The organism is Mesorhizobium sp. M0833 (genome assembly GCF_040319905.1).
Taxonomy (GTDB): domain Bacteria; phylum Pseudomonadota; class Alphaproteobacteria; order Rhizobiales; family Rhizobiaceae; genus Mesorhizobium.
This window is the reverse complement of record NZ_JAMYOQ010000009.1, coordinates 106,332-130,819: the sequence shown is the minus strand read 5'-3', so window position 1 is coordinate 130,819 and position 24,488 is coordinate 106,332. Positions and strand designations below refer to the sequence as shown.

At 63.4% G+C, this 24,488-nt stretch carries 23 protein-coding genes; 13 read left to right on the top strand and 10 right to left on the bottom strand.

Translation table 11 applies throughout. From position 1 onward, the window contains the following. The first annotated feature begins 1 nt into the window (after position 1). The 6 genes from NKH98_RS12885 (at position 2) to rnhA (ending at position 4,720) form a co-directional block, all read left to right on the top strand. The gene (locus tag NKH98_RS12885; RefSeq protein WP_254818455.1) at positions 2-883 is read left to right on the top strand and encodes a cytochrome c oxidase subunit 3; all 882 of its coding nucleotides are present in this window, start codon (positions 2-4) and stop codon (positions 881-883) included. 82 nt (positions 884-965) lie between these two features. After that, positions 966-1,352, top strand: a complete 387-nt coding sequence (locus tag NKH98_RS12880; RefSeq protein WP_352898905.1) for a DUF983 domain-containing protein — start codon at positions 966-968, stop codon at positions 1,350-1,352. Beyond that, positions 1,349-2,104 carry an SURF1 family protein gene (locus NKH98_RS12875; RefSeq protein WP_352898903.1) on the top strand — a complete coding sequence of 252 codons (756 nt, stop codon included), beginning with the start codon at positions 1,349-1,351 and terminating at the stop codon, positions 2,102-2,104. Before NKH98_RS12880 ends, NKH98_RS12875 begins: the two co-directional genes overlap by 4 nt. A gap of 107 nt (positions 2,105-2,211) precedes the next feature. Continuing rightward, positions 2,212-3,216 (top strand): 4-hydroxy-3-methylbut-2-enyl diphosphate reductase, encoded by a 1,005-nt coding sequence (gene ispH / locus NKH98_RS12870; protein ID WP_352898900.1) that lies wholly within the window; start codon positions 2,212-2,214, stop codon positions 3,214-3,216. A gap of 5 nt (positions 3,217-3,221) precedes the next feature. Continuing rightward, positions 3,222-4,184: a homoserine kinase gene (locus NKH98_RS12865; RefSeq protein WP_352898897.1), complete on the top strand. Its 963-nt coding sequence runs from the start codon at positions 3,222-3,224 to the stop codon at positions 4,182-4,184. Beyond that, positions 4,181-4,720 carry a ribonuclease HI gene (gene rnhA, locus NKH98_RS12860; RefSeq protein WP_352476676.1) on the top strand — a complete coding sequence of 180 codons (540 nt, stop codon included), beginning with the start codon at positions 4,181-4,183 and terminating at the stop codon, positions 4,718-4,720. The genes NKH98_RS12865 and rnhA overlap by 4 nt, the downstream gene beginning before the upstream one ends. Before the next feature lie 18 nt (positions 4,721-4,738). On the opposite strand, the gene NKH98_RS12855 is transcribed toward rnhA, so the two are convergent. From NKH98_RS12855 to NKH98_RS12845, 3 genes are all read right to left on the bottom strand, one after another. Beyond that, on the bottom strand, positions 4,739-5,218 hold the full coding sequence (locus NKH98_RS12855; protein ID WP_352898894.1) for a DUF2938 domain-containing protein: 480 nt from the start codon (positions 5,216-5,218) through the stop codon (positions 4,739-4,741). A 147-nt stretch (positions 5,219-5,365) separates the two neighbouring features. Then, a complete protein-coding gene (locus tag NKH98_RS12850) occupies positions 5,366-5,866 on the bottom strand; it encodes a peroxiredoxin (RefSeq protein ID WP_352898893.1) in 501 nt (166 codons plus the stop codon). Between the two features lie 82 nt (positions 5,867-5,948). Beyond that, positions 5,949-6,755: a protein-disulfide reductase DsbD domain-containing protein gene (locus NKH98_RS12845; protein WP_352898891.1), complete on the bottom strand. Its 807-nt coding sequence runs from the start codon at positions 6,753-6,755 to the stop codon at positions 5,949-5,951. Between the two features lie 147 nt (positions 6,756-6,902). Between NKH98_RS12845 and NKH98_RS12840 the strand changes: the two genes are divergently transcribed. After that, positions 6,903-7,511 (top strand): YqgE/AlgH family protein, encoded by a 609-nt coding sequence (locus NKH98_RS12840; protein WP_254818656.1) that lies wholly within the window; start codon positions 6,903-6,905, stop codon positions 7,509-7,511. Between the two features lie 24 nt (positions 7,512-7,535). Here the strand turns inward: NKH98_RS12840 and NKH98_RS12835 are convergent, their stop codons facing one another. Genes NKH98_RS12835 through thrC form a run of 4 tightly spaced genes read right to left on the bottom strand, consistent with a single transcriptional unit; the run spans position 7,536 to position 13,744 of the window. Next, positions 7,536-10,424 (bottom strand): EAL domain-containing protein, encoded by a 2,889-nt coding sequence (locus NKH98_RS12835; protein ID WP_352898889.1) that lies wholly within the window; start codon positions 10,422-10,424, stop codon positions 7,536-7,538. A 3-nt stretch (positions 10,425-10,427) separates the two neighbouring features. Further along, on the bottom strand, positions 10,428-11,024 hold the full coding sequence (locus NKH98_RS12830) for a GNAT family N-acetyltransferase (RefSeq protein ID WP_254818464.1): 597 nt from the start codon (positions 11,022-11,024) through the stop codon (positions 10,428-10,430). Positions 11,025-11,039: 15 nt separating this feature from the next. Continuing rightward, entirely contained in the window at positions 11,040-12,332 is a 1,293-nt protein-coding gene (locus NKH98_RS12825) for a M16 family metallopeptidase (RefSeq protein WP_292657506.1), read from the bottom strand. Between the two features lie 14 nt (positions 12,333-12,346). Beyond that, positions 12,347-13,744, bottom strand: a complete 1,398-nt coding sequence (thrC, locus tag NKH98_RS12820; protein ID WP_352898887.1) for a threonine synthase — start codon at positions 13,742-13,744, stop codon at positions 12,347-12,349. Between the two features lie 128 nt (positions 13,745-13,872). Between thrC and NKH98_RS12815 the strand changes: the two genes are divergently transcribed. Beyond that, positions 13,873-14,571, top strand: a complete 699-nt coding sequence (locus NKH98_RS12815; protein ID WP_352898885.1) for a hypothetical protein — start codon at positions 13,873-13,875, stop codon at positions 14,569-14,571. A gap of 37 nt (positions 14,572-14,608) precedes the next feature. On the opposite strand, the gene NKH98_RS12810 is transcribed toward NKH98_RS12815, so the two are convergent. After that, positions 14,609-15,298 (bottom strand): HAD family hydrolase, encoded by a 690-nt coding sequence (locus tag NKH98_RS12810; protein ID WP_254818468.1) that lies wholly within the window; start codon positions 15,296-15,298, stop codon positions 14,609-14,611. Between the two features lie 181 nt (positions 15,299-15,479). On the opposite strand from NKH98_RS12810, the gene NKH98_RS12805 reads away from it, so the two are divergent. Beyond that, on the top strand, positions 15,480-16,613 hold the full coding sequence (locus tag NKH98_RS12805) for a site-specific DNA-methyltransferase (RefSeq protein WP_352898883.1): 1,134 nt from the start codon (positions 15,480-15,482) through the stop codon (positions 16,611-16,613). A gap of 62 nt (positions 16,614-16,675) precedes the next feature. Here the strand turns inward: NKH98_RS12805 and NKH98_RS12800 are convergent, their stop codons facing one another. After that, complete coding sequence (locus NKH98_RS12800) at positions 16,676-17,287, bottom strand: HAD family hydrolase (protein WP_352645940.1); 612 nt, start codon at positions 17,285-17,287, stop codon at positions 16,676-16,678. A gap of 11 nt (positions 17,288-17,298) precedes the next feature. After that, entirely contained in the window at positions 17,299-18,411 is a 1,113-nt protein-coding gene (mutY, locus tag NKH98_RS12795) for an A/G-specific adenine glycosylase (protein WP_352898881.1), read from the bottom strand. A 47-nt stretch (positions 18,412-18,458) separates the two neighbouring features. Between mutY and NKH98_RS12790 the strand changes: the two genes are divergently transcribed. The 4 genes from NKH98_RS12790 to NKH98_RS12775 all read left to right on the top strand — a co-directional run bounded on the left by NKH98_RS12790 (position 18,459) and on the right by NKH98_RS12775 (position 24,474). Beyond that, on the top strand, positions 18,459-18,959 hold the full coding sequence (locus tag NKH98_RS12790) for a DUF721 domain-containing protein (protein WP_352645944.1): 501 nt from the start codon (positions 18,459-18,461) through the stop codon (positions 18,957-18,959). Positions 18,960-19,088: 129 nt separating this feature from the next. Continuing rightward, a complete protein-coding gene (locus NKH98_RS12785) occupies positions 19,089-19,817 on the top strand; it encodes a DsbA family protein (protein WP_254818473.1) in 729 nt (242 codons plus the stop codon). A gap of 117 nt (positions 19,818-19,934) precedes the next feature. Then, positions 19,935-23,393: a chromosome segregation protein SMC gene (gene smc, locus NKH98_RS12780; protein ID WP_352898878.1), complete on the top strand. Its 3,459-nt coding sequence runs from the start codon at positions 19,935-19,937 to the stop codon at positions 23,391-23,393. 109 nt (positions 23,394-23,502) lie between these two features. Then, positions 23,503-24,474 (top strand): NAD-dependent epimerase/dehydratase family protein, encoded by a 972-nt coding sequence (locus tag NKH98_RS12775; RefSeq protein WP_352898877.1) that lies wholly within the window; start codon positions 23,503-23,505, stop codon positions 24,472-24,474. Positions 24,475-24,488: the final 14 nt, after the last annotated feature.

Here is a 24,488-nt window from a genome sequence, read left to right as displayed (position 1 = left end):
TATGGCAGACGCACACGCAAAACCACAGCATGACTATCATCTCGTCGACCCGAGCCCGTGGCCTTTCCTGGGCTCCGTCGGGGCACTGGTGACCGCGATCGGCGGCGTCTGTTACATGCAGTATCTCAAGGGCGGCGATTTCCCGATCTTCGGTTTCAACATTGCCAATCCGTGGCTGTTCTTCATTGGCCTTTTGATCGTCATCTACACGATGTTCGCTTGGTGGTCTGACACCATCAAGGAGGCGCATGAGGGTCGCCACACCCGCGTCGTGTCGCTGCATCTGCGCTACGGCATGATCATGTTCATTGCCTCCGAGGTGATGTTCTTTGTCGCCTGGTTCTGGGCCTTCTTCGACGCCAGCCTGTTTCCGGGCGAGGTCCACCAATACGCCCGCACCGCCTTCACCGGCGGCGTCTGGCCGCCCAAGGGCATCGAAGTTCTCGACCCCTTCCACCTGCCGCTCTACAACACCGTCATCCTGCTTCTGTCGGGCACCACGGTGACATGGGCGCATCACTCGCTCATCCACGGCGACCGCAAGGGATTAATCAACGGCCTGGTGCTGACCGTCGGCCTCGGCATGCTGTTCACCATGGTGCAAGCCTACGAGTACATGCACGCGCCGTTCGGCTTCAGGGATTCGATCTACGGCGCCACCTTCTTCATGGCGACCGGCTTCCATGGCTTCCACGTCATCATCGGCACGATCTTCCTGTTGGTCTGCCTGATCCGCGCCATGAAGGGCGACTTCACGCCCAAGCAGCATTTCGGCTTCGAGGCCGCCGCCTGGTACTGGCACTTCGTCGACGTGGTGTGGCTGTTCCTGTTTGCCTCGATCTACGTCTGGGCATCGAACGGCGCGATGATCGAACCGCATTGAGATCGACCTGAGGAAATCGACAAGGCGGCTGCGGCGACGTGGCCGCCTTATCTTTTGCGGCAAATGCTCCTAGGATGATCCGATGAGCGACGACAAGGCGATCTGGCCACCAATCGATCCGGTCTCGGCCGGCCTGCGTGGCCGCTGCCCGCGCTGCGGCGAGGGCAAGCTGTTTTCTGGATTCCTCACGGTCGGCAATCGCTGCACCAATTGCGGCCTCGATTATTCCTTCGCCGATGCCGGCGACGGGCCGGCGGTGTTCGTTATCCTGATCATCGGCTTCATCGTCGTCGGCCTGGCGTTGTGGACGGAGGTGACGCTCAATCCGCCGCTCTGGCATCATCTGTTGCTATGGATTCCGCTGACGCTGGTGCTTTGCCTGGCGGCGCTCCGGCTGATCAAGGGCGTGCTGCTGACGCTGCAATACCGCAACAAGGCGGCCGAGGGCCGACTGGACCGCGGCGAATGAGCGAGGCATCAGGTTTGGTGGCCGGCCGGTCGCGGCCCAAGCGCGCATTGGCGCTCGGCCTGGGTATCATCGTGTTTTTGATCCTGCTGGCGCTCGGCACCTGGCAGGTTCAGCGCCTGCACTGGAAAGAGGGCCTTCTCGAGACGATAGACCAGCGCACGCATTCGGCGCCCGTGCCATTGGCCGAGGTCGAAAAGCGGTTTGCTGCCACCGGCGACGTGGACTACACGCCGGTAACGGTGACCGGCACTTTCCTGCATCAAGGCGAGCGGCATTTCCTCGCCACCTGGGAAGGCCAGTCCGGTTTCGATGTCTTCACGCCGCTGCAACTCGACGATGGCCGCTTCGTACTGATCAACCGCGGCTTCGTGCCTTACGATTTCAAGGACTCAGCCAAGCGGCCGCAGGGGCAGGTAACGGGCGAAGTGACGGTGACGGGGCTCGCCCGCAACCCGCTGCCGGCCAGGCCCTCGATGATGCTTCCCGATAATGATCCGCAGAAGAACATCTTCTACTGGAAGGATCGTGATGCGATGGCCTCGAGCGCCGGCCTGCCGGCAGGTGCGGCGCTGGTGCCGATCTTCATCGATGCGAACGCCACGCCCAACCCCGGCGGGCTGCCGGTCGGCGGCGTCACCGTCATCGACCTGCCGAACAGCCATCTGCAATATGCGATAACCTGGTACGGCCTTGCCGCCGCCCTTGCCGGTGTCCTTATCTCCTGGCTCCGCCGCCCGGCGAAAGACCAATGATCGCCGCCACTACCCTTGACAGGGCAGGGCCGCGCACCTCATTTCGCGCCTAGAGCTCAGAAGTCACAGTCCGATCAACCGGCCTACAATCAGCGTAAGATGCAATCATGCTTCACACAAAGCCACCGCTGACCATCCGGCTTTGCCAGCCGCGCGGTTTCTGTGCCGGCGTTGACCGTGCCATCCAGATCGTCGTGCTGGCGCTGAAGAAATACGGCGCGCCGGTCTATGTCCGCCACGAGATCGTGCACAACCGCTACGTCGTCGAAGGGCTGCAAAGCCTCGGCGCGGTGTTCATCGAGGAGCTCTCCGAGATCCCGCCCGAGCATCGCCAGAGCCCGGTCGTCTTTTCGGCGCATGGCGTGCCGAAATCGGTGCCGGCCGACGCCCAGTCGCGCAACCTCTTCTATCTCGACGCGACTTGCCCGCTGGTCTCGAAAGTCCACAAGCAGGCAATGCGCCACCAGCGGCTTGGCCGCCACGTGCTTTTGATCGGCCATGCCGGGCATCCCGAGGTGATCGGCACAATGGGCCAGTTGCCGGATGGCGCGGTCACTCTGATCGAGACCGAAGCCGACGCCGCAAGCTTCGTGCCTGCAGACCCGCAGGCGCTCGGCTTCGTGACCCAGACGACGCTGTCGGTCGAGGACACCGCTGGTATCATTCGCGCCCTGCAGCAGCGTTTTCCCGAGCTGCATGCGCCGGCGGCGGAATCGATCTGTTATGCCACCACCAATCGCCAGGAAGCGGTCAAGGAAACAGCGGCCGGCGCCGATCTCTTCCTGGTTGTCGGCGCACCTAACTCCTCCAACTCGCGGCGCCTGGTCGAAGTGGCCGAGCGCGCCGGCGCCTCGATGTCGCTTCTCGTGCAGCGCGCCTCCGAAATTCCGTGGAATGAGATTGCCGGCATTTCGACGCTCGGCCTGTCGGCGGGCGCCTCGGCGCCGGAGATCATCGTCGACGAGATCGTCGATGCGTTCAGGCAGCGCTTCGACGTGACCATCGAGCTGGCCGTAACGGCGACGGAGACGGAGGACTTTCCGGTGATGCGGGTGTTGCGCGATGTCGAACTGACGGCCGCCGACATGGCCTTCGTCAAAGGGGCCGCGTAACAACGATGGCGGTCTACACCGACGTCAACGAGGGCGAGCTCGGCGCATTCCTCAGGAACTATCCGGTCGGCGACCTCCTGTCCTACAAGGGCATCGCCGAAGGCACCGAAAACTCGAATTTTCTGCTGCACACCAGCAGCGGCTCCTACATCCTGACGCTTTACGAGAAGCGCGTCGACAAGGCTGACCTGCCGTTCTTTCTCGGCCTCATGGCCCATCTCGCCAGAAAGGGCATTTCTTGTCCGCTCCCGGTCACCGCACATGATGGCAGTGTGATCGGAACACTTGCTGGTCGGCCGGCGGTCATCATCACCTTTCTCGAAGGCCTGTCGCTGCGGCGGCCGACGGCTGCGCATTGCGGCGAGGTCGGCAAGGCACTGGCGGCACTGCATCTCGCCGGCGCGGATTTTCCGATGACCCGCCCCAACGCCCTTGCCATCGATGGCTGGCGCAAGCTGTGGAATGCCGCCCGCGCCCGCGCCGACGAGGTCGAGCCGGGACTGGCGGCCGAGGTCGATGCCGATTTCGCCGATTTCGAGCGGAACTGGCCGAGCAGTCTGCCGCAAGGCATCATCCATGCCGATCTTTTCCCGGACAATGTGTTCTTCCTCGGCGAGAAACTGTCCGGGCTGATCGACTTCTATTTCGCCTGCAACGACCTCTACGCCTATGACGTTGCCACGTGCCTGAACGCCTGGTGCTTCGAGAAGGATTTTTCCTTCAATCTGACCAAGGGCACGGCGCTGCTTGCCGGCTACCAAAGCGTGCGGCCGTTGAGCAGTGACGAGAAAGCTGCGCTGCCGATGCTGGCGCGCGGCTCGGCGCTGCGCTTCATGCTGACCCGGCTCTACGACTGGTTGACGGTTCCGGACGGCGGGCTGGTGATGAAACGCGACCCGACCGAGTACATCCGCCGGATGCGCTTCCACCGGGCGATCAACTCTCCTTCCGAATATGGACTGACATGACCAAGCGCGTTGAAATCTTCACCGATGGTGCCTGTTCGGGCAATCCCGGGCCTGGCGGCTGGGGCGCAATCCTGCGCTTCAACGGCGCCATCAAGGAGCTCCATGGTGGCGAGGCTCTGACCACCAACAACCGCATGGAGTTGTTGGCGGCCATCTCGGCGCTCAACGCGCTCAAGGAGCCTTGCGTCGTCGACCTTTATACCGACAGCAACTACGTCAAGGACGGCATTTTCGGCTGGATCGATGGCTGGAAGCGCAACGGCTGGAAGACCGCTGCCCGGCAGCCGGTGAAGAATGCCGAGCTGTGGCAGCAGCTCGACGCTGCGCGCAACCGCCACCAGGTCACCTGGCATTGGGTCAAGGGCCATGCCGGCCATCCTGAGAACGAGCGCGCCGACGAGTTGGCGCGGCTCGGCATGGCGCCATTCAAGACGAAGTCGGCGAAACCCGTGCTCGCGTCCGTGCCGCCGAAGGAAGGCACCCAGTCCAGGCAATCGGCGGCCAAGAAGGTTCGGCGCTCGACCCAGAGTTATTGATCCGGTTGAACTGGCGTGTCAGCGGATCAGGAGGGCGGTGCCGAACAGTCCGATGGCAAACACCGTATGCGACACAAGATTGAGGGCGCGGACCTGCATCGGATTGGGCCGCTTCGAAGCGGCCCAGCCGGCGCCCATGCCGGGCGCCAGCAGAAACCACCCGGCGCCGACGGTGACGATGCCAAGGATAAAAGCCGGCAGGAAGGTCGGCGCGGTGAGCCAGGCCGTCCCGGCCAGCACGACCAGTATGATGCCGTAGACGATACCGACAGCATAATGAAAGGCCCAGCCAAGTACTGATTCATGTGGGTAGGGCGAGGCCCCGCCAATGTCATCATGGAAGACCTTGCCTTCCCTGAGATGCCAGACCCAGCGGCCGACCAGCCCCCAGTTCGGGCGCGGTTGGGCAAAGGCCTTGTCCAGGAAAATCGCCCAGACATCCATAAGCGCGGTTGCGCCGATGCCGATCGCGACGCTGCGCCACAAGATGTCAGACATAATCGAGGTCCCCAAAAGCAAGCAGTCCCGAAGGGCCGACACATGGCCCCGAAAACCGGGTCGGCTTTCGGAAGGATCATGCGCCGATGCAAAAGTCAGCGTCCTTTGGACGTTGAGCGCTCGAAGGCGCCCGCCGCCGTCCCAGGCCTAAGCTGTCGCCAGGACGGAAAGCTGTCCGAGAATGTGAGCCGCACCGGATTCGTCGACGCCGGGCTTTGTCTCGACATTGAGTGCGGTGACCTTGCCGTCCTCGACGATCATCGAAAAACGCTTCGAGCGCAGCCCCATGCCGCCGCTGGAGAGGTCGGCGTCGAGGCCGACCGATTTGGCGAAATCGCCATTGCCATCGGCAAGATAAAGGATTTTGCCTTCACCGCCGCTGAAGCGGGCCCAAGCCTCCATGACGTGAACATCGTTGACCGAGACAACGGCGATAGTGTCGACGCCGCGCGCCAGGATGGCGTCGTAATTGTCCAGGTAGCCGGGCAGATGATTGTTGCTGCAGGTCGGCGTGAAAGCGCCTGGAACGCCAAACAGCACCACCGTCTTTCCTGAGAATATCTCGCCCGTCGTGATCGGCTTTGCACCGTCGGCGGTCATTGTCTTGAAGGTCGCATCGGGCAGTTTGTCGCCAACGGAGATCGTCATGATGGTCCTCGTTTGGAAATGGAAGGGAGTGTCCTTGCGATAGCGAATTAAGGCGCGCCCGGCAACCGTCCAGACGTTGGCATCACGGGAATGGCAACAGGCCTTCGACCGCGCCTGCGGCACTTGTCAGCGTGTAGTGCAGGCCGCCATCGGTTGGCGTTGTCGACGGCCTGTCGAGGATCGGCACAGTAAAGATCAGCTTGCCATCCTTTACACTGCGTGCCGGGGCACCGAACATGTAATCGCGTTCGCCGGCAACGAAGAAGTCGGCGCCCTCGGGGCTGCCCGGAAAGCTCGCTTCGACAATCAGCGTTTCGTGGTCGCCCGGCAGTACGTTTATGCCGAAATCGGGCGTTGCCGTGGCGGGCAGGGTGGCAAGGCCTGCCTTGACCAGTGCCGCGTCCTCGGCGTTGTCCGGATCGGCGCCGGGATCGACGGTCAGCCTTGTTTGCACCGGGATGCAGATGGTTTCGCAGATGCCGAGGAAAATGTCCGCATCGATGACGGCCGGCTGGCCGGGCGTGGCAAGCGTGAACGCCACCGGCAACGAAACCGGGTGGTCGTAGCCGGCCCATTTGCCATAGCCGTCGTCATGGCGCTGCGGCGGCGGAAACAAAAGCGTCGCGTCGGCAATGTTGGTGCTGGCCGAGACGTCGATCTGTGGCGGCACGCCCGCATCGCCCGGATCGCGCCAATAGGTTTTCCAGCCAGGCTTCAGCGCAATGTCGAGGACGCCCTGGAGACGTCCGGCCTCGTCGGCTTTGCCGCTCGTCACCAGCCTCACCCTGCCGCCTTCGCTGTTGTACCAGGCCGACGAGGAGGCTGAGGCTGGGAGACCGGTCGCCGATCCAATGGCCACAACAAGCAGCAGGATTTTCAAGCTTTGCATGACGGTGATTTGATCGTCCGTTGATGGCCGCACAATGATTTCATGACGCGGCCGGCATCATATTTGCGTGACCTTCGATTTACGAGCCTGATCAAATCGAGCGCCGCCCATCTTTTCGAGGCTTCGGAAACGCGTTACGCTGTGGCCATGGATTTGTTGCGCCATAAAAGGACGGCCACAGGCCCCGGCTTTCTCGACGACCAGTTCCTGATCGCCATGCCCGGCATGAAGGACGACCGCTTCACGCGCTCTGTCATCTACATTTGCGCGCACAGCGACGAAGGTGCGATGGGGCTGATCATCAACCAGACGCAGCAGATGCTGTTTCCGGACCTGCTCGTGCAACTTGGCATCATGAATGAGATGGAGGCGATCCGTCTGCCGGCGCCGGCGCGCGACTTTGTCGTGCGCAATGGCGGACCGGTGGATCGCAGCCGCGGCTTCGTCCTGCATTCGGGCGACTACCGGGTGGAATCCTCGCTCGCCGTGTCCGATGACGTCTGCCTGACCGCGACCGTCGACATTTTGCGCGCCATCTCCTCCGGCCGCGGACCCCGGCGGGCTCTGATGGCGCTCGGCTATGCCGGCTGGGGCGCGGGCCAGCTTGAAAACGAAATCGCCGAGAATGGCTGGCTGACTTGCCCGGCAAGTGCCGAGCTTCTGTTCGACGCCGACATCGACCGCAAATACGACCGGATCCTTGCCTCGATCGGCATCGATCTCGCGCATCTCAGCCTGGCTGCCGGTCACGCCTGAGCCTCATCACGTCCCCGAAACTTGTCACGCTTGAGTGAGCGGGTACTGTTCCTTCAGCGTCTTCAGCACCTGGTCGCCGGGCATCGGCGCGCCGAACATGAAGCTCTGCACGTATTCGCAGCCCATCTGCCGCAGCTCCAGCGCATCGTTCTCGTCCGAAATGCCTTCGGCAACGACCGACAGGCCGAGCTCATGCGCCATGTTGACCATCGATTTGAGCAGCACCGCGCGTTTCGGCGTCGCGTCGTCGACGAAGCTCTTGTCGATCTTGATGGTGTCGAATGGAAAGCGCGTCAGATAGGCCAGCGATGAGTAGCCGGTGCCGAAATCGTCCAGCGACAGGCCAATGCCAAGCTGCTTCAGCTTGGTCAGCACATGAGCGGTCTGCTCGGGATTGTCCATCACCAGCGATTCGGTGAGTTCGAGCCGGAAGCAGCGCGGTTTCAGGTTGGCTCGCGCGATGACCGAGCGGACGTCGCTGACCAGGTCGCGACGGATGAGCTGACGGCTGGACAGATTGACCGAGACCGACAGTGGCGCATCGCCGATCTGCTTTTGCCATCCCGCCAGGTCTTCGGCAGCCTGCTGCATGGCGAACAGCCCAAGCTGCACGATCAGGCCGCAGTTTTCGGCAACCGGAATGAAATCCGCCGGCGGGATCATGCCGCGCCGCGGATGGTCCCAGCGCAGCAACGCTTCGAAGCCGGCAACGCTGCCGTCCTCCAGCCGCACGATCGGCTGATAGGCGAGCGTGAATTCGCGTCGCTCGACGGCGCGGCGCAGGTCGGACTCGAACTGCAGCCGGTCGGTGCCCACGGTGCGAAAGGCGGGCCGGAACGGCTCGATCCTGTCGCCGCCGAAGCGCTTGGCCTGATGCATGGCAAGCTCGGCATCCTTGACCATGTCCTCGGCCGAGGTCTGCGTGGACGTCCAGGTGATCAGCCCGATCGAGGCGGTCAGCACGATCTCGCGCTTGGCGAAGGTGATCGGGTTGTTGATGGCGTGCTTGATGGCATCGGCGATGGCCGCGATGCGCGCCGGATCCTGCTCCGACAAAAGCATCAGCGCGAACTGGTCGCCGGCAAAGCGCGACAGCGAATCCTTCGGCTTGAGCAGCCGGTGCAGCCGCCGCGCTATGGTCAAAAGGATGGTATCGCCGGCCGAGATGCCGAGCCCGTCATTGACCTGCTTGAAGCGATCGATGTCGATGACGAAGACGGTCGGGCGCACCTTCTCTTCGGTGCGGGCGATCGAAATGATCGCCTCCAGCCGGTTCATGAACAGCTCGCGGTTGGGCAAGCCGGTCAGATTGTCGTGCACGGCGTCGTGCAGCAGCCGTTCCTCGGACTTCTTCTGCTCCGTCACATCGACCATGGTGCCGACGCAGCGGATGACCTCGCCGTCCGAGCCGATCACCGGCCGGGCGCGCAGCGCAAACCAGTGATAGTGCCCGTCGGCGCCGCGCAGGCGGAAGTTTTGCGACACCCGGCCACGCCGGTGCTCGAGCACCACGTCGAGCGTCGTGCGAAACGTGTCGCGGTCGTCGGCATGCAGCACCGGCAGCCAGTTGCGGGCGGGACCGCCGAGACTGTTGGGAGCAAGGCCGAGCTGAATGCTGACGTCGGGACGAGTGACGACGCGGTCGCGCAGCACGTCCCAGTCCCACACAGTATCGCCCGATCCGGCAACCGCCAGCGCCTGCCGCTCGAGATCGGAGAACAGGCCCTGATGCAGGGCGCCGCCAGCAAAAGCGTGCTGCATCACCGTGAAGCCGATCAGCAGGATGATGAGGATCAGCCCGCCGCCCAGCGCCGGCTGGGCGATATCGTTGTCCAGCATGCCGGTGATCGCCATCCACGATCCGCATAGCCACAGCAGAACCATCACCCAACTGGGCACGAGCATGATGGCGCGGTCGTAACCGCGGATACCGAGGAAGATGATCAGGCCGAGCCCGGTCAGTGCGGTGGCGGCGAAGGACAGCCTGGCAATGCCGGCGGCAACCGCCGGATCGATGATGGCGACGCCGGCGATCAGCACCAGCCCGAGAATCCAGACCAGCGCGCCGTAGCTGAAATGGCCGTGCCACCGGTTGAGGTTGAGATAGGCAAACAGGAACACCACGAAGGTCGCCGCAAGCGCCACCTCCGTTCCGGCGCGCCACATCTGCTCGTTGCCCGGGGATATTTCTATGATCTTGTTAAGAAAGCCGAAATCGACGCAGATATACGCAAGCACCGCCCAGGCAAGGGCCGCCGTCGCCGGGAACATCGAGGTCCCCTTGACGACGAAAAGAATGGTCAGGAACAGCGCCAGCAGGCCGGCGATGCCGATGACGATGCCACGAAACAGCGTGTAGGAATTGACCGAGTCCTTGTAGGATTCAGGATCCCACAGATAGACCTGCGGCAGCTTGGGCGAGGCGAGCTCGGCGATGAAGGTGATCACCGTTCCGGGGTTCAATGTCACCCGGAACACGTCGGCGTCGGGGCTGGTCTGGCGGTCGAGCGCAAAGCCTTCGCTGGGCGTGATCGCAGCGATACGGGTCGAGCCGAGATCCGGCCAGAACAGGCCGGAATTCACCAGCCGGAAATGCGGTGCGACAATCAGCCTGTCGAGCTGCTGGTCGGTGGTGTTAGCGAGCGCGAACACCGCCCAGTCGCCGGTCGAGCGCGCGTCATTGGCCTCGACCTCGATGCGCCGCACGATGCCGTCCGGGCCGGGTGCCGTCGAGACCTGGAAATTCTCGCCTTGGTTGCGGTAGATTGCGACGGCACCCGAAAGGTCGAGCGCCACGTCGTCGCGGGCAATCTTGATCGGTTCGACCGCAAACGCCGACGATGCCGCGCAGAGCGTGACGATTGCCGCCAGCATAAAGGCAAGCAGCGACCCGTTGCGCAGAAAGTTCGTCAAAAATCAGTCCTTTGTGCCAACGCCCGGCGGATCGTCCGCGATTCGGGCGTATAGGTAATGGTCCTGCCAGATGCCGTTGATCCTGAGATAGGATCGTAGCAGTCCTTCGCGCCGGAATCCGGCTTTTTCAAGCACGCGGATCGACCGGGCATTATCGGGGATACAGGCAGCTTCGATCCGGTGCAACCGCAGCGTTTCGAAGGCGAAACGCGTCACCACCTTGACGGCATCGGTCATCAGGCCGCGTCCGCTGAAGCGCTCGCCGATCCAGTAGCCGATATGGCCGCTTTGGGCGACCCCGTGGCGGATATTGCCGAGGGTGATACCGCCGGCCAGCTTGCCGCTGCTTTTCTCGAAGATGAAGAAGGCGATCGCCGTCCCCTGCGCGTAGTCCTCGCGGTAGCGGCCGATACGGTGCCGCCACGCCGTGCGGTCGAGCTCGTCAGGCGTCCATCGCGGCTCCCACGGCTCGAGGAAGGCGCGGCTTTCACTGCGCAGCACCGACCACTCGCGATAGTCGTTGGTCAGCGGCACGCGCAGCGTGACCAGCTCGCCCTTCAGTGCCGGCAGGTCGCGGCGAAAGAAAGGGAGCGCGAACACGATGCTCGAATGGGCTTAGACGGCAAGCTTACGGGCAGTGGTCTGCGTGCCCGAAAGCGAATCGAGAATCGCCTCATAGGGCGCGAGCGTACCCACCGGCCCGACAGCTGTAAGCGTCGGCTTGGTCGAAAAAAGCCGGGACGACAGATCCGTCAGCCGCTCGACAGTCAACGCCGACAGGCGCTCCATCAGCTCTTCCTTGGCAATCGGCCTGCCGAACAGAAGCAACTGCCTGGCGATCTGCGAGGCGCGGCTGGCCGGGCTCTCGGCCGACATGATCAGCCCGGCGCGGTATTGCGCCCGCGCCCGGTCGAGCTCCTCCTGCAGGATGTTTTCGCCGGCCTTTTGCAGCTCGTCGATGATCACAGGCACCAGCTCGGCAATATCGCTTTGTCCGGTCGCGGCATGGACCCCGAAGACGCCGGTGTCGGAAAAACCCCAATGGAAGGCATAGACCGAATAGCACAGGCCGCGTTTTTCGCGGACTTCCTGGAAAAGTCGCGACGACATGCCGCCGCCGAGGATCATCGACAGGACCTGGGAGGCATAGAAATCGCGGACGTGATAGGCGCGGCCCTCGAAACCCAGCACGATCTGGGCGTCCATCAGGTCGCGGTCCTCGCGAAAATCGCCGCCGACATACTGCGCATATTGCGGGATGGTGCCGTCGGCCTTGCCGCGGAAGCTGCCGAGACGCTTTTCGACCTCCCGCACGAAATCGTCGTGCTTGATATCGCCGGCCGCCACCATCACCATGTTCTCGGCGCCGTACTGTCGCTCGATGAAGTCGTGCAACTGTTTCGAAGTGAAGGATTTGACGGTTTCCGGCGTGCCGAGAATCGAGCGGCCGATAGTCTGGTGGCGAAAGGCGGTCTCGGTAAAGTGATCGAAAACGACGTCGTCGGGCGTATCGTGCGCGGCGCCGATCTCCTGCAAAATCACATGCTGCTCTCGTTCCAACTCCTGCGGATCGAATTCGGATTCCTGCAGGATGTCGGAAAGAATATCGACCGCCAGCGGCACGTCGTCGCTCAGAACCCTTGCATAATAGGAGGTCGTCTCGACGCTGGTGGCGGCATTGATCTCGCCGCCGACGTCCTCGATCTCCGAGGCAATCTCGAAGGCGCTTCGCCGCCTGGTGCCCTTGAAAGCCATGTGCTCGAGCAAGTGCGCCATTCCGTGCTCTTCGTCACGCTCGTTGCGTGCGCCCGACTTGACCCAGGCGCCAAGGGCAACAGATTCGAGGCTTGGAAGGGTTTCGGTGGCGACTGTCAGGCCGTTCGACAGACGGCTTACCTCAACACCCATATGGCAATTACTCCCTAACGCGCCGCCCGCGTGTGGCGGCCGAGATAATCTTCCACCATTTTCAGGTCGGATGGAAGTACCGTGTATTTTTCCTCGGCGCTCATCAACCCGCCTAGCCATGCAGGCAGGGCAGGCGACACGCCGCTGGCGGCTTCGACGGCGGCGGGAAACTTTGCCGGGTGCGCAGTGCCCAGCACCACCATCGGCACCTCACCCGCAGCCTTGCCGGCGGCCACATGCACGGCCGCGGCCGTATGCGGGTCGAGCAGATAGCCGCTCGCCGCTAGTGTGGTGCGGATGGTGGCGGCGACCTCGTCCATGGTGGCGCGGCCGGCGTCGAATTCGGAGCGGATCTTGGCGATTTCGCCAGCCTCGATGGTGAAGGCGCCGGACTGCCTGAGCCCGTTCATGTAGCGCCGCACGGTCGAGGCATCGCGGCCGGACGCTTCGAACAGCAAGCGTTCGAAGTTCGAAGACACCTGGATGTCCATCGAGGGCGAAGTGGTCGAAAAGACCCCCTTCATGCGGTATTCGCCGGTCGCCAGCGTGCGCGCCAGGATATCGTTGTCGTTGGTGGCGATGATCAGCCGTTCGATCGGCAGCCCCATCTTCTTGGCGGCATAGCCGGCAAAGATGTCGCCGAAATTGCCGGTCGGCACGGTGAAGGAAACCGGTCTGTCGGGCGCGCCGAGCGACAGCGCGGAGGAGAAATAATAGACGATCTGGGCCATGATGCGGGCCCAGTTGATCGAATTGACGCCCGACAGCGATACCCGGTCGCGAAAACCGTGGTCGTTGAACATGTCCTTCACCAGGCCCTGGCAGTCATCGAAATTACCTTCGATCGCCAACGCATGGACGTTTGCGGCGGTCGAGGTCGTCATCTGCCGCTGCTGTACCGGCGAGACGCGGCCATGCGGGAAAAGCACGAAGATGTCGGTGCGGTTGCGCCCGGCAAAGGCATCGATGGCGGCCCCTCCGGTGTCGCCGGAGGTGGCGCCGACAATGGTGGCGCGCTGGTCGCACTCGGCCAGCACATGGTCCATCAGCCGCGCAAGAAGCTGCATCGCCACGTCCTTGAACGCGAGCGTCGGGCCGTGGAAGAGCTCGAGCACGAAGCTGTTCGGCCCGGTCTGCACCAGCGGGCAGACGGCCTCATGGCGGAAGGTCGCATAGGCTTCGCGCACCAGCCGTTCGAACACCGGCGCCGCGATCTCGCCGCCGAGGAACGGCGACAGCACCCGGATGGCAAGATCGGGATAGGCAAGGCCGCGCATGGCGCGGATCTCGGCTGCGGAAAAATGCGGCCAGGCGCTCGGCAGGTAGAGCCCTCCGTCGCGCGCCAGTCCGGCCAGCACGGCGTCGGAAAATCCAAGCGCGGGCGCTTCCCCGCGGGTACTCACATATTGCATCGTTACGTTTCCATTGCTGCCGGGAATTTTGGCCCGCCGCGAGGTGGTGGATTTCTGCGCGGGCTCAGTCGCATTTTTGCCGCGCGGTTGATATACGTCACCGGCTTTGCGAGAGGGAAGTGCAGTTCATGGCGTTTCATTCATTCAACGGTCGTTTTGTCGCGGGTCTGGGGCTCGCCGGCTTTATGCTTGCCGCCGCAGGCTGCCAATCGAGCGACAATGGTATTCTCGGCTTCGGCAAGAAGGACACGACGCCGCCACCGCCACCCGATCCCAAGGTGCTTTCCAGCCAGCTGCAGGCCTATTGCCCGAAAGTGACGTTGCGTGACGGCACCGCTTTCTTCAATACCTACGCCAAGAGCGGTCCGAAGCCGAAGAAAAAAACCGATGTTGCCGCCGAGGAAGCCGCGCAGCCGGCAACGGACGCGGCTAGCGTCGATCAGCCGGACGATTCCGCCAAGATCATCTATCAGGCTTCGATCACCGATGTGACCCGCGACTGCAGCCGCGCCAACGGCTCCTTGTCGATGAAGATAGCCGTCGCCGGCAAGGTCGTGCCTGGCCCGATGTTCACCCCCGGGACCATCACCATGCCGATCCGCATCGCGGTGATGCACGGCACCGAAGTTCTCTATTCGCAGCTTCACTCCTATCAGGTCCAGGTTACCGATCCTTCGAGTGCCACGCAGTTCGTCTTCACCGATTCCAACGTCGTCGTTCCGGAGCCGACGGCGAAGGACTACCAGGCATATGCCGGGTATGACGAGGGCGCTCCGAAAGTAGCGACAGACAAGCCGAGGAAGAAGAAAGCCGCCGCGACCAACTAAGCCGCTGCATTCGCGCCGCGGCGGCTGAGGCGGCCTCTCACGCGTCCGCCGACCATTCCGACAGCGCGGCGATCACGCTTTTCAGTTCCGCCCAGCGGCGGATGACCGTTTCCGCGCCGGCCTCGGTCAGCGCATCGGCGTGGCCGGGATAGCTGTGCGCCGCGCCGGTAAAGCCGATGACGCGCATTCCCGCCGTCTTGGCGCCGGTGACGCCATGCACCGAATCCTCGATGACAAAGGTGTTCGCCGGATCGGCCTTGAGCTTTTCCGCGGCGAACCGAAACACGTCCGGCGCCGGCTTGGTTTTCCCGGTCGGGGTTTCCAGCGAGGAAAAGATCCGGCCGGCAAAGAACGGCAAAAGCTGCACCTTCTCCAGCATGAATTCGATCCGCTCAGAACGCGAATTCGAACAGACGCAGCGCGGCACTGCTACCGCGGCGACAGCTTCGTGCGCTCCGTCGATGGCACGCACGTCGCTGCGCAGCCTGCGATCGACAAGCTGTTCCTCCTTGTCGATCAAGGAGGCCTGGAACGGGATCCGGGACTTTTCCTCGACCCGCATCATGATGTCCTTGAAAGTCAGCCCGGCATAGACCTCGGAAATCTCCTCGGCCGATATCTCGTAGCCGGCCGAGGTCAAAAGCTCGGCATCGATACGCGCGGCGATGATTTCGGAATCGACGAGCACGCCGTCGCAATCGAAGATGACAAGATCTGGCTGGGGCATGGTGATCCGGGAAGCGGGATGAGGGGAATGCCGAGAGGGCCTTTGGTCAAAACGGCTCAGGCGGCGCGGCATACACCAACAGGCCGGGCTTCGCAAATTCGGCGTGCTGCTTCACTGAATATTTACGCTGATCGGTAACCATAACGGACAGTAAACAGTAACGCGTGCCTTGGGTGTCACAATGTCTGCCGTGCGTCTTCTCGACGACCTTTCCGATGCTCCCCAGCAATCCGAGTGGCTGGATACGATCCTGAAGGGCGACTGCGTCGCCGCGCTCGAACGGCTGCCGGAAAAGTCGATCGACGTGATCTTTGCCGATCCGCCTTACAATCTGCAGCTCGATGGCGATCTGCACCGGCCCGACCAATCCAAGGTCGATGCCGTCGACGACCATTGGGACCAGTTCGACAGTTTTGAGGCCTACGACGCCTTCACTCGCGCCTGGCTGCTGGCGGCGCGCCGCGTGTTGAAGCCCAACGGCACGATCTGGGTCATCGGCTCCTACCACAATATTTTCAGGGTCGGCGCCAAGATGCAGGACCTGGGCTTCTGGATCCTCAACGACGTCGTCTGGCGCAAGACCAATCCAATGCCCAATTTCCGTGGCCGCCGTTTCCAGAACGCGCATGAGACGATGATCTGGGCATCGCGCGACCAAAAGGGCAAGGGTTACACATTCAACTACGAGGCGCTGAAGGCGTCGAATGACGACGTTCAGATGCGTTCCGACTGGCTATTTCCGATCTGCACCGGCGGCGAGCGCCTGAAGAACGACAATGGTGACAAATTGCATCCGACGCAGAAGCCGGAAGCGTTGCTTGCCCGCGTCATGACGGCATCGACCAGGCCAGGCGACATCGTGCTCGACCCCTTCTTCGGTTCAGGTACCACCGGGGCTGTGGCCAAGCGGCTTGGCCGCCACTTCGTCGGCATCGAGCGTGAGCAGGCCTATATCGATGCCGCCATGGAACGTATCGATGCGGTCCGGCCGCTGGAAGGCGCCAATTTGACGGTGCTGACCGGCAAGCGGGCTGAGCCGCGCGTCGCATTCGTCACGCTTCTCGACAATGGCTTGGTGGCGCCCGGCGCCACGCTCTACGACGCCAAGAAGCGCTGGGCGGCAAAAGTGCGTGCCGATGGCACGCTGGCGATCGGCGACAGTGCCGGGTCGATCCACAAGATCGGCGCACACGTGCAGGGGCTGGACGCATGCAATGGCTGGACCTTCTGGCATTATGAGCGCAGCGGCGGTCTGACACCGATCGACGAGCTTCGCCGCATTGCCCGCCTGGGCATGGAGCGGGCAGGGGCCTGAGGCTCCAAGCTGCGATAGATCGGTTATGCCAAGGCTCACCCAACCTCTGGAAGCGATTCAAATCACACTTTGATCCCAAGGCGCTCAAGGTCCGCCCTGAGCGTCTTTGCATCGGTGAACAGCACAGCCTGCCAACCGGCCGCCTTGGCGCCGTCGACATTCTTCTGGCTGTCGTCGATGAACAGCGTGGCTGCCGGATCGAGGCCGAACGCGGCGACGTGGTGATCGTAGATGGCGCGATCCGGCTTGATCTGGCGGATGTCGCCCGAAACGGTCACGCCGCGCGGCCTATTGAGGAAATCGAACCGCTCGCGGGCCTCGGCAAGCGTATCGGCCGCGAAATTGGTCAGCATCGTCACGTCGTGGCCGCTCTCGATCAGCCCGATCATGATGGCGACGCTGTCCTCATAGGCATGAGGCACCATCTCGTGCCAGTGCCGGCGGAAATTGCGGATGTTTTCGGCATGGTCGGGATACTGAGCGATTGCCAGCGCTTCGGCCTCTTCCCAGCTGCGGCCGCGGTCCTGCTCGATGTTCCAGTCATGCGTGCAGACATTGTCGAAGAACCATTTCCGTTCGTCGGGATCGGGGATCAAGCGGCTGAACGGCAGGTTCGGATCATAGTGGATCAGCACTTTGCCGATGTCGAAAACGATGTGGCGGATTTCGGACATTCTTCTCTCTTTCAATGCGGCCGCTGCTTCTTCGTCGCGCCCGGTATCGCCGCTTCGATTACCTTTTTCATGACGCTCGGCAGCGCCTCTCCGGAAATTTCATGGGCCAGCGACCAGAAATGCCCGGCCGGGCCGACGCTGTCGGTCTTCGCCTTGAACACGTCGAGTTCAAGCGCAAAATGGGTAAAGATATGGCCGATGCGTCCGGCCTGCCGCCAGTCGCCGGGGAACGGGGCCGCCGCCGCCGTGGTGGCGCCATCGATCCGCGCGGTCCAGCCGGTCGTCGGCACTTCTGTCATGCCGCCCAGCAGGCCTTTATCCGCGCGCTTGCGCAAAAGGATGGCGCCGTCGCTCCTGACGGCGACGAAGGCGGCGCCGCGGCGCAAGGGTTTCTCGGCCTTGGGCAGGCGGACCGGAAAGCGCTCGGGATCGCCCGAGATTGTGGCGCTGCAATCCTGCCTGACGGGGCAGAGCATGCAGCGGGGCCGGCGCGGCGTGCAGATCGTCGCGCCCAGGTCCATCATCGCCTGCGCGAAGTCGCCGGGCCTTGTCGGGGGAACCATGCGTTCGACCTGACCGCGTATCTCGCCCTTGGCGTCGCCCAGCGGCGTGGCGATCGAATACAGCCGTGAGACGACCCGTTCGACATTGCCGTCGACGACCGCGGCTGGTCGGTCGAAGGCGATCGCCGCGATCGCCGCCGCCGTATAGGCGCCGATGCCGGGCAGTTCCCTCAAGCCGGACTCGCTGTCCGGAAAGCGGCCGCCTTGCCGCGCGACGAGATCGGCGCAGGCTTTGAGGTTACGGGCGCGGGAATAATAGCCGAGCCCGGCCCAGGCCTTCATGACGTCTTCGGTCGGTGCCGCCGCCAGTGCCTCGACAGTTGGCCATTTCTGCACGAAAGCCCGGAAATAGGATTTTACCGCCTCGACCGTGGTTTGCTGCAGCATCACTTCGGAAAGCCAGACGAGATAGGGATCGGGCTGGGCGCCGCCTGCCAGCGCACGCGGCGGAACGCGCCACGGCAGCTCGCGGTGATGCGCGTCGTACCAGCTAAGCAGCCGGAACGCGATCTCGCCATTGTCTCCGGATACGGCCTTGCGGGTCTGGTCGTGCAGTGCCATTGATCGAGGGTCGGCTAATCCACTGGTGCTGAAGTTGGAGAACGCACATGGCAGGGAAAAGGCCCTTCGGCAATCCCGTTCCGGTGAGCGATCTCGCAACCGAGATCCTCGACCCGGTGCTGCGCAAGCGGGCCGGCATGTCGATCGGGCTGGTCCAGTCGTGGGAAGAGATTGCCGGACCGCGGCTTGCCGGCCGCTCACGCCCGGAAAAGATCCAGTGGCCGCGCCGCATGCACGAGGACGATCCGTTCGAGCCGGCAGTGCTGGTAATTGCCTGCGAGGGTGTGGCGGCACTGCATCTGCAGCACGAGACCGGCGAGATCATCAACCGGGTCAATGCGTTTCTCGGTTTCAATGCGATCGGCCGGATCAGGATCGTGCAGAAGCCGGTAATGGCGGGCAAGGAAAAGCCGAAATCCAGTTTGCGGCCGCTGACCGTGGCGGAGAAGGCGAAGCTGTCGGGCACTGTCGGTTTGATCGAGGACGACGGGCTGCGCGCCTCGTTGGAGCGGCTTGGCGCCACCATTCTTGGTCAAAAGAAGCCGTGATCTCGCGCTATCGTGATGGTATGCCCGGATTTGGCGATTGGAATAGGGGCGGTAATGCCTTAATTCGCGCCAACTCTCGCTTTTTGTAGCCTTTGCATTGCAAAATCCAACTATTGCCAGGTGATTCGTATGCTTCGTTCCTTGTCCCGCAGACACCTTTTGACTTCGCTGGCCGCAATACCAGCGGCGGCCCTGCTTGCCGCCTGCAGCGACTCGGGCGAGAAAGCCGAGGCGCAGGATGTGAAACCTGCGGCTCCGGCGGAACCTGCGAAGCCGGCCGCTCCGGCCGCCGCCAAAGCGCCTGAAGCTCAGGGCACGGTGGATATGGCAGCCTTGTTGAAGCCCGGCGCGCTGCCCGACATGCAGCTCGGCAAGGACGATGCAAAGGTCACTATCGTCGAATATGCATCGATGACCTGCCCGCATTGCGCGCATTTCGCCGAGACCACTTTTCCGGAGCTGAAGACGAAATATATCGACACCGGCAAAGCCCGTTACATCCTGCGCGAGTTTCCGTTCGATCCCAGCGCCGAGGCCGGTTTCATGCTGGCGCGCTGCTCCAAGGACAACTATTTCCCGATGGTCGACGTTCTGTTCAGGCAGCAGGCCAACTGGGTTGGTGTGAACAATACCAAGGACGCACTGCTGCAAATCGCCAAGCTTGCCGGTTTTACACAGGAGTCCTTCGAGGCCTGCTTGACGGACCAGAAACTTCTGGACGATGTGAGATCCGTCCAGAAGCGCGGCGCCGACGAATTCAAGGTCGATTCCACACCGACCTTTTTCATCAACGGAAAGACCTACAAAGGGGCGATGTCGATTGCGGAAATGTCGGCCATCATCGACCCTCTGCTCTGACGTTTCGGCAGTGCCGAAGCGGCGTCGCTTCGGCGTACGCACTTCTTTGTTTTGCCGCGGGTTCTCCTTGCAAAACCCCGGAACAGTGTTGCGAAACTTGGCTATGGGCCGGCGCGAATGAAGTTCTCGCGCCTTCGCCTGCTCGGCTTCAAATCCTTCGTAGAACCCGGCGAGTTCGTCATCGAACGCGGTCTGACCGGCATCGTCGGGCCGAATGGCTGCGGCAAATCGAACCTGGTCGAGGCGCTGCGCTGGGTTATGGGCGAAAGCTCCTACAAGAACATGCGTGCGTCCGGCATGGACGACGTCATCTTTTCCGGTTCCGGAACACGACCGGCCCGCAACACCGCTGAAGTCACGCTTTTTCTCGACAACAGCGACCGTAGCGCGCCCTCGGCCTTCAATGATGCAGACGAGTTGCAGGTTTCGCGCCGCATCGAACGCGAGGCGGGTTCGCTCTACCGCATCAACGGCAAGGAAGCCCGCGCCAAGGATGTGCAGTTGCTGTTCGCCGACCAGTCGACCGGCGCGCGTTCGCCGTCGATGGTCGGGCAGGGCCGCATCGGCGAGCTGATCCAGGCAAAGCCGCAGGCGCGCCGCGCGCTGCTGGAAGAGGCGGCCGGAATTTCCGGCCTGCACACACGGCGCCACGAAGCCGAGCTGCGGCTGAAGGCGGCGGAACAGAACCTCGAAAGGCTGGACGACGTCGTCGGCGAGCTGGAAAGCCAGATCGAAAGCCTGAAACGCCAGGCCCGCCAAGCCTCGCGCTTCAAGAACCTGTCGGCCGACATCCGCAAGGCCGAAGCGACGCTGCTGCATCTTCGCTGGACGCTGGCCAAGACGCAGGAAGGCGAAGCGCGTTCGGCGCTGGCGATTGCCACCGCGCTGGTCGGCGACCGTGCTGCCGCCCAGATGGCTGCCGCCAGGGAACAAGGCATCAACGCCCACCGGCTGCCGGACCTGCGCGATGCGGAAGCAGCAGCCGCCGCAGCCTTCCAGCGTCTGTCGATCGCCAAGGCGCAGATCGAGGAAGAGGCAGGCCGCATCCGCGCCCGCCAGGCAGAGCTCGACCGCCGACTGCAACAGCTTGATGGCGACCTTGCCCGCGAGGAGCGCATGGTCCGCGACAATGCGGATATTCTCGAACGTCTCGCTGCCGAAGAAGCCGCGCTCAACGCCGAAAACGCCGGCGCCGCCGAGCGTGAGGCCAGCACCCGCGGGGCTTTCGAGCAGGCGGCATCGACGCTTGCCTCGAGCGAGGCCAGGCTCGCCGCGCTGACCGCCGAACGGGCGGAGGCCGCCGCCTCGCGCAACCAGATCGAACGGACGCTGCGCGACACCGCTGAGCGCCGCGACCGCTTTGGCCGCCAGCTTGCCGATGTCGACCGCGAATTGTCGGAGATCGTCTCCAGGGCCGCCGGCCTGCCCGATCCCGCCGAGAAGCGGCTGCTGGTCGAACAGGCGCTGGCACTGCTCGAAGGGGCCGAGGCAGCAGCGATTGCAGCCGAACGGGCGGTCGCCGAGGCGCGTGCGGGCGAAGGTGCTGCCCGCCCACCGGTTCAGGACGCAAAGGCCGAGCTGGCGCGGATCGAAACCGAGGCCCGCACGCTTGCCAAGATCCTCAATGCTGCGAGCGGCGACTTGTTTCCCTCGGTGCTGGAGCAGATCAGCGTCGAGCGCGGCTACGAGACGGCGCTGGGTGCCGCACTTGGCGAAGATCTCGACGTGCCCCTCGACCGCAGCGCGCCGGTGCATTGGGGCCAGAGCGAAATCCAGCCCAGCGACGCCGCGTTGCCCGAAGGTATAAAGAGCCTCGCTAGCGTGGTGCGCGCGCCGGCGCAGCTGGCCCGCCGGCTGGCCCAGATCGGCATTGTCGAAGCCGCCGACGGAAGAAGGCTGCAGACGCTGCTTGCTCCCGGGCAGCGATTGGTCAGCCGCGAAGGCGCGCTGTGGCGCTGGGACGGCTTTACCGCCAGCGCCGATGCGCCGACCGCTGCCGCGCAGCGGCTGGCGCAGAAAAACCGGCTGGCCGAACTCGACGCCGAAGCCGTTGATGCCACCCGCATCCTGCGCGACGCCGAACAGGCTCTTGCCCGGGCCGAACAGGCGCTTGCCCAGGCGAGCGAAGCCGAACGCTCCGCTCGACAGGCCGGGCGCGACGCCCAGCACGGGCTGGACGCTGCTCGCAATGCGCTGGCCGAGGCCGAAAAGGCCGGCGGCGAACTGTCGAGCCGGCGTGCAGCACTTGACGAGGCGCGCGCCCGCATTGTCGACAGCCATGAGGAAACGGCGACAGCATTCGTCGAGGCGGAAATGCTGCTGCAGGACGCGCCCGATCTCGGCGATCTGCAGTCGCAACTCGACCAGTCGGCCGCCAACGTCGCCCGCGACCGCGCCGCCCTTGCTGATGCGCGCGCCGTTCACGAGGGCCTGAAGCGGGAAGCCGAGGCACGTGCGCGCCGGCTCGACGCCATCGGCGCGGAACGGCGCAACTGGGTGGAGCGCGCCGAAAACGCGTCGACGCAGATCGCAGCGCTCGGCGAACGCAAGGCCGAGGCCGAGGCCGAGCGCGAGCGGCTGGCCGACGCCCCCGACGAGATCGACGCCAAGCGGCGCGCCTTGCTGTCGCAGCTCGCCGAGGCCGAAAGCCTGCGCAAGGCTGCCGGCGACCGCTTGCAGGAAGCGGAGAACCGGCAGTCCGAGCTGGACAAGGCTGCGACCGCTGCCATCCAATCGCTCGCCGAAGCGCGCGAAACGCGTGTTCGCGCCGAAGAGCGGCTGACCGCCGCCGACGAGCGTCGGCTGGAAGTCGAAGCGCGCATCCAGGAAACGCTGAACACGCCGCCGCATCTGGTGATCCGCCACACCGGCCTCGAACCCGACAGCCCGATGCCCGAAATGGCCGAGATCGAGCGTCAGCTCGACCGGCTGAAGGTCGAGCGCGAACGGTTGGGCGCCGTCAATTTGCGCGCCGAGGAAGAGCAGAAGGAACTGTCGGACCGGCTGGAGACCATCGTCTCCGAACGCGACGACATCATCGAGGCGATCCGGAAGCTGCGGCAGGCGATCCACAGCCTGAACCGTGAAGGCCGCGAGCGGCTGCTCGCTGCCTTCGAGGTGGTCAACGGCCATTTTCAACGGCTGTTTTCGCATCTGTTCGGCGGCGGCACCGCCGAGCTGCAACTGATCGAGTCCGACGATCCGCTCGAAGCCGGGCTCGAGATCCTGGCGCGACCGCCCGGCAAGAAGCCGCAGACGATGACGCTGCTGTCCGGCGGCGAGCAGGCGTTGACGGCAATGTCGCTGATCTTCGCCGTGTTCCTGACCAACCCGGCGCCGATCTGCGTGCTCGACGAAGTCGACGCGCCGCTCGACGACCACAATGTCGAACGCTTCTGCAATCTGATGGACGAAATGGCCGCAACCACCGAAACGCGCTTCGTCATCATCACACACAACCCGATCACGATGGCGCGCATGGACCGGCTGTTCGGGGTAACCATGGCCGAGCAAGGCGTCAGCCAACTGGTGTCGGTTGACCTGCAGGCGGCCGAAGCCATGCGCGAGGCAAGCTGACGCATCAGCTTAATGGTGGTCTCCACCTCGGCTTTCGACTATAGCACGACGAAATGGGCTGGATCTGCCGCTCCAGATACCGGCCCGGCTGTGCACGTGGAGAAGCTTGTTGCCTATACTTGTCACCGGAGCCGCAGGGTTCATTGGCAGTCACGTTTGCCACTATCTGCTCGACCGGGGAGAAGCGGTCGTCGGCGTCGACAACATGAACGACTATTACGACCTGGCGCTCAAAAAGGGGCGGCTTGCCCGCCTTCTGCCCCGCAAGGATTTTTCGTTCCACCAGCTCGATATTGCCGAACAGGGCGCGCTTGCGGCTGCTCTGGCCGGGCAAGGCATCGTCAGGATCGTGCATCTCGCCGCGCAGGCCGGTGTGCGTCACTCACTCGACAATCCGCGGCTCTATGTCCGCTCCAATGTCATGGGCCACCTCGAAGTGCTCGAATTCTGTCGCGCCGAGCCGGCATTCGAGCATCTGGTCTATGCCTCGTCGAGCTCGGTGTATGGCGGCAACCGCAGCGTGCCGTTCAGCGAAGCCGATCAGGTCGACAAGCCCGTTTCGCTCTACGCCGCCACCAAGAAAACCGATGAGTTGATGAGCCACACCTACGCCCATCTGTTCGGCATACCGCAGACCGGCCTGCGGTTTTTCACGGTCTATGGTCCCTGGGGCCGCCCCGACATGGCCTATTGGATGTTCACCCGGGCGATGCTCGAGGGCAAGCCGATCCGGGTTTTCAACAATGGCGAAATGTGGCGCGATTTCACCTACATAGACGATGTGGTCAAGGCGGTCGTCGCCGTGCTCGATAAGCCGCCGGCAGCCGACGTTCCGCCGAACAGGCTCTACAATGTCGGCAACAACCGGCCGGTGCGCCTGGGCGACTTCATCGACATTCTGGAAAGGCTGCTCGAGGTCAAGGCAATCCGCCACAACGAGCCGATGCAGGCGAGCGACGTCGAGAAGACTTACGCCGACATGACCGCGCTGGAGCGGGATTTCGGCTTCAGGCCTAGCGTTTCGATAGAGGACGGGCTGAAGAAGTTTGTCGACTGGTACCGGCCGTACTCGAAGCAGTGATTTGCACCACTCGC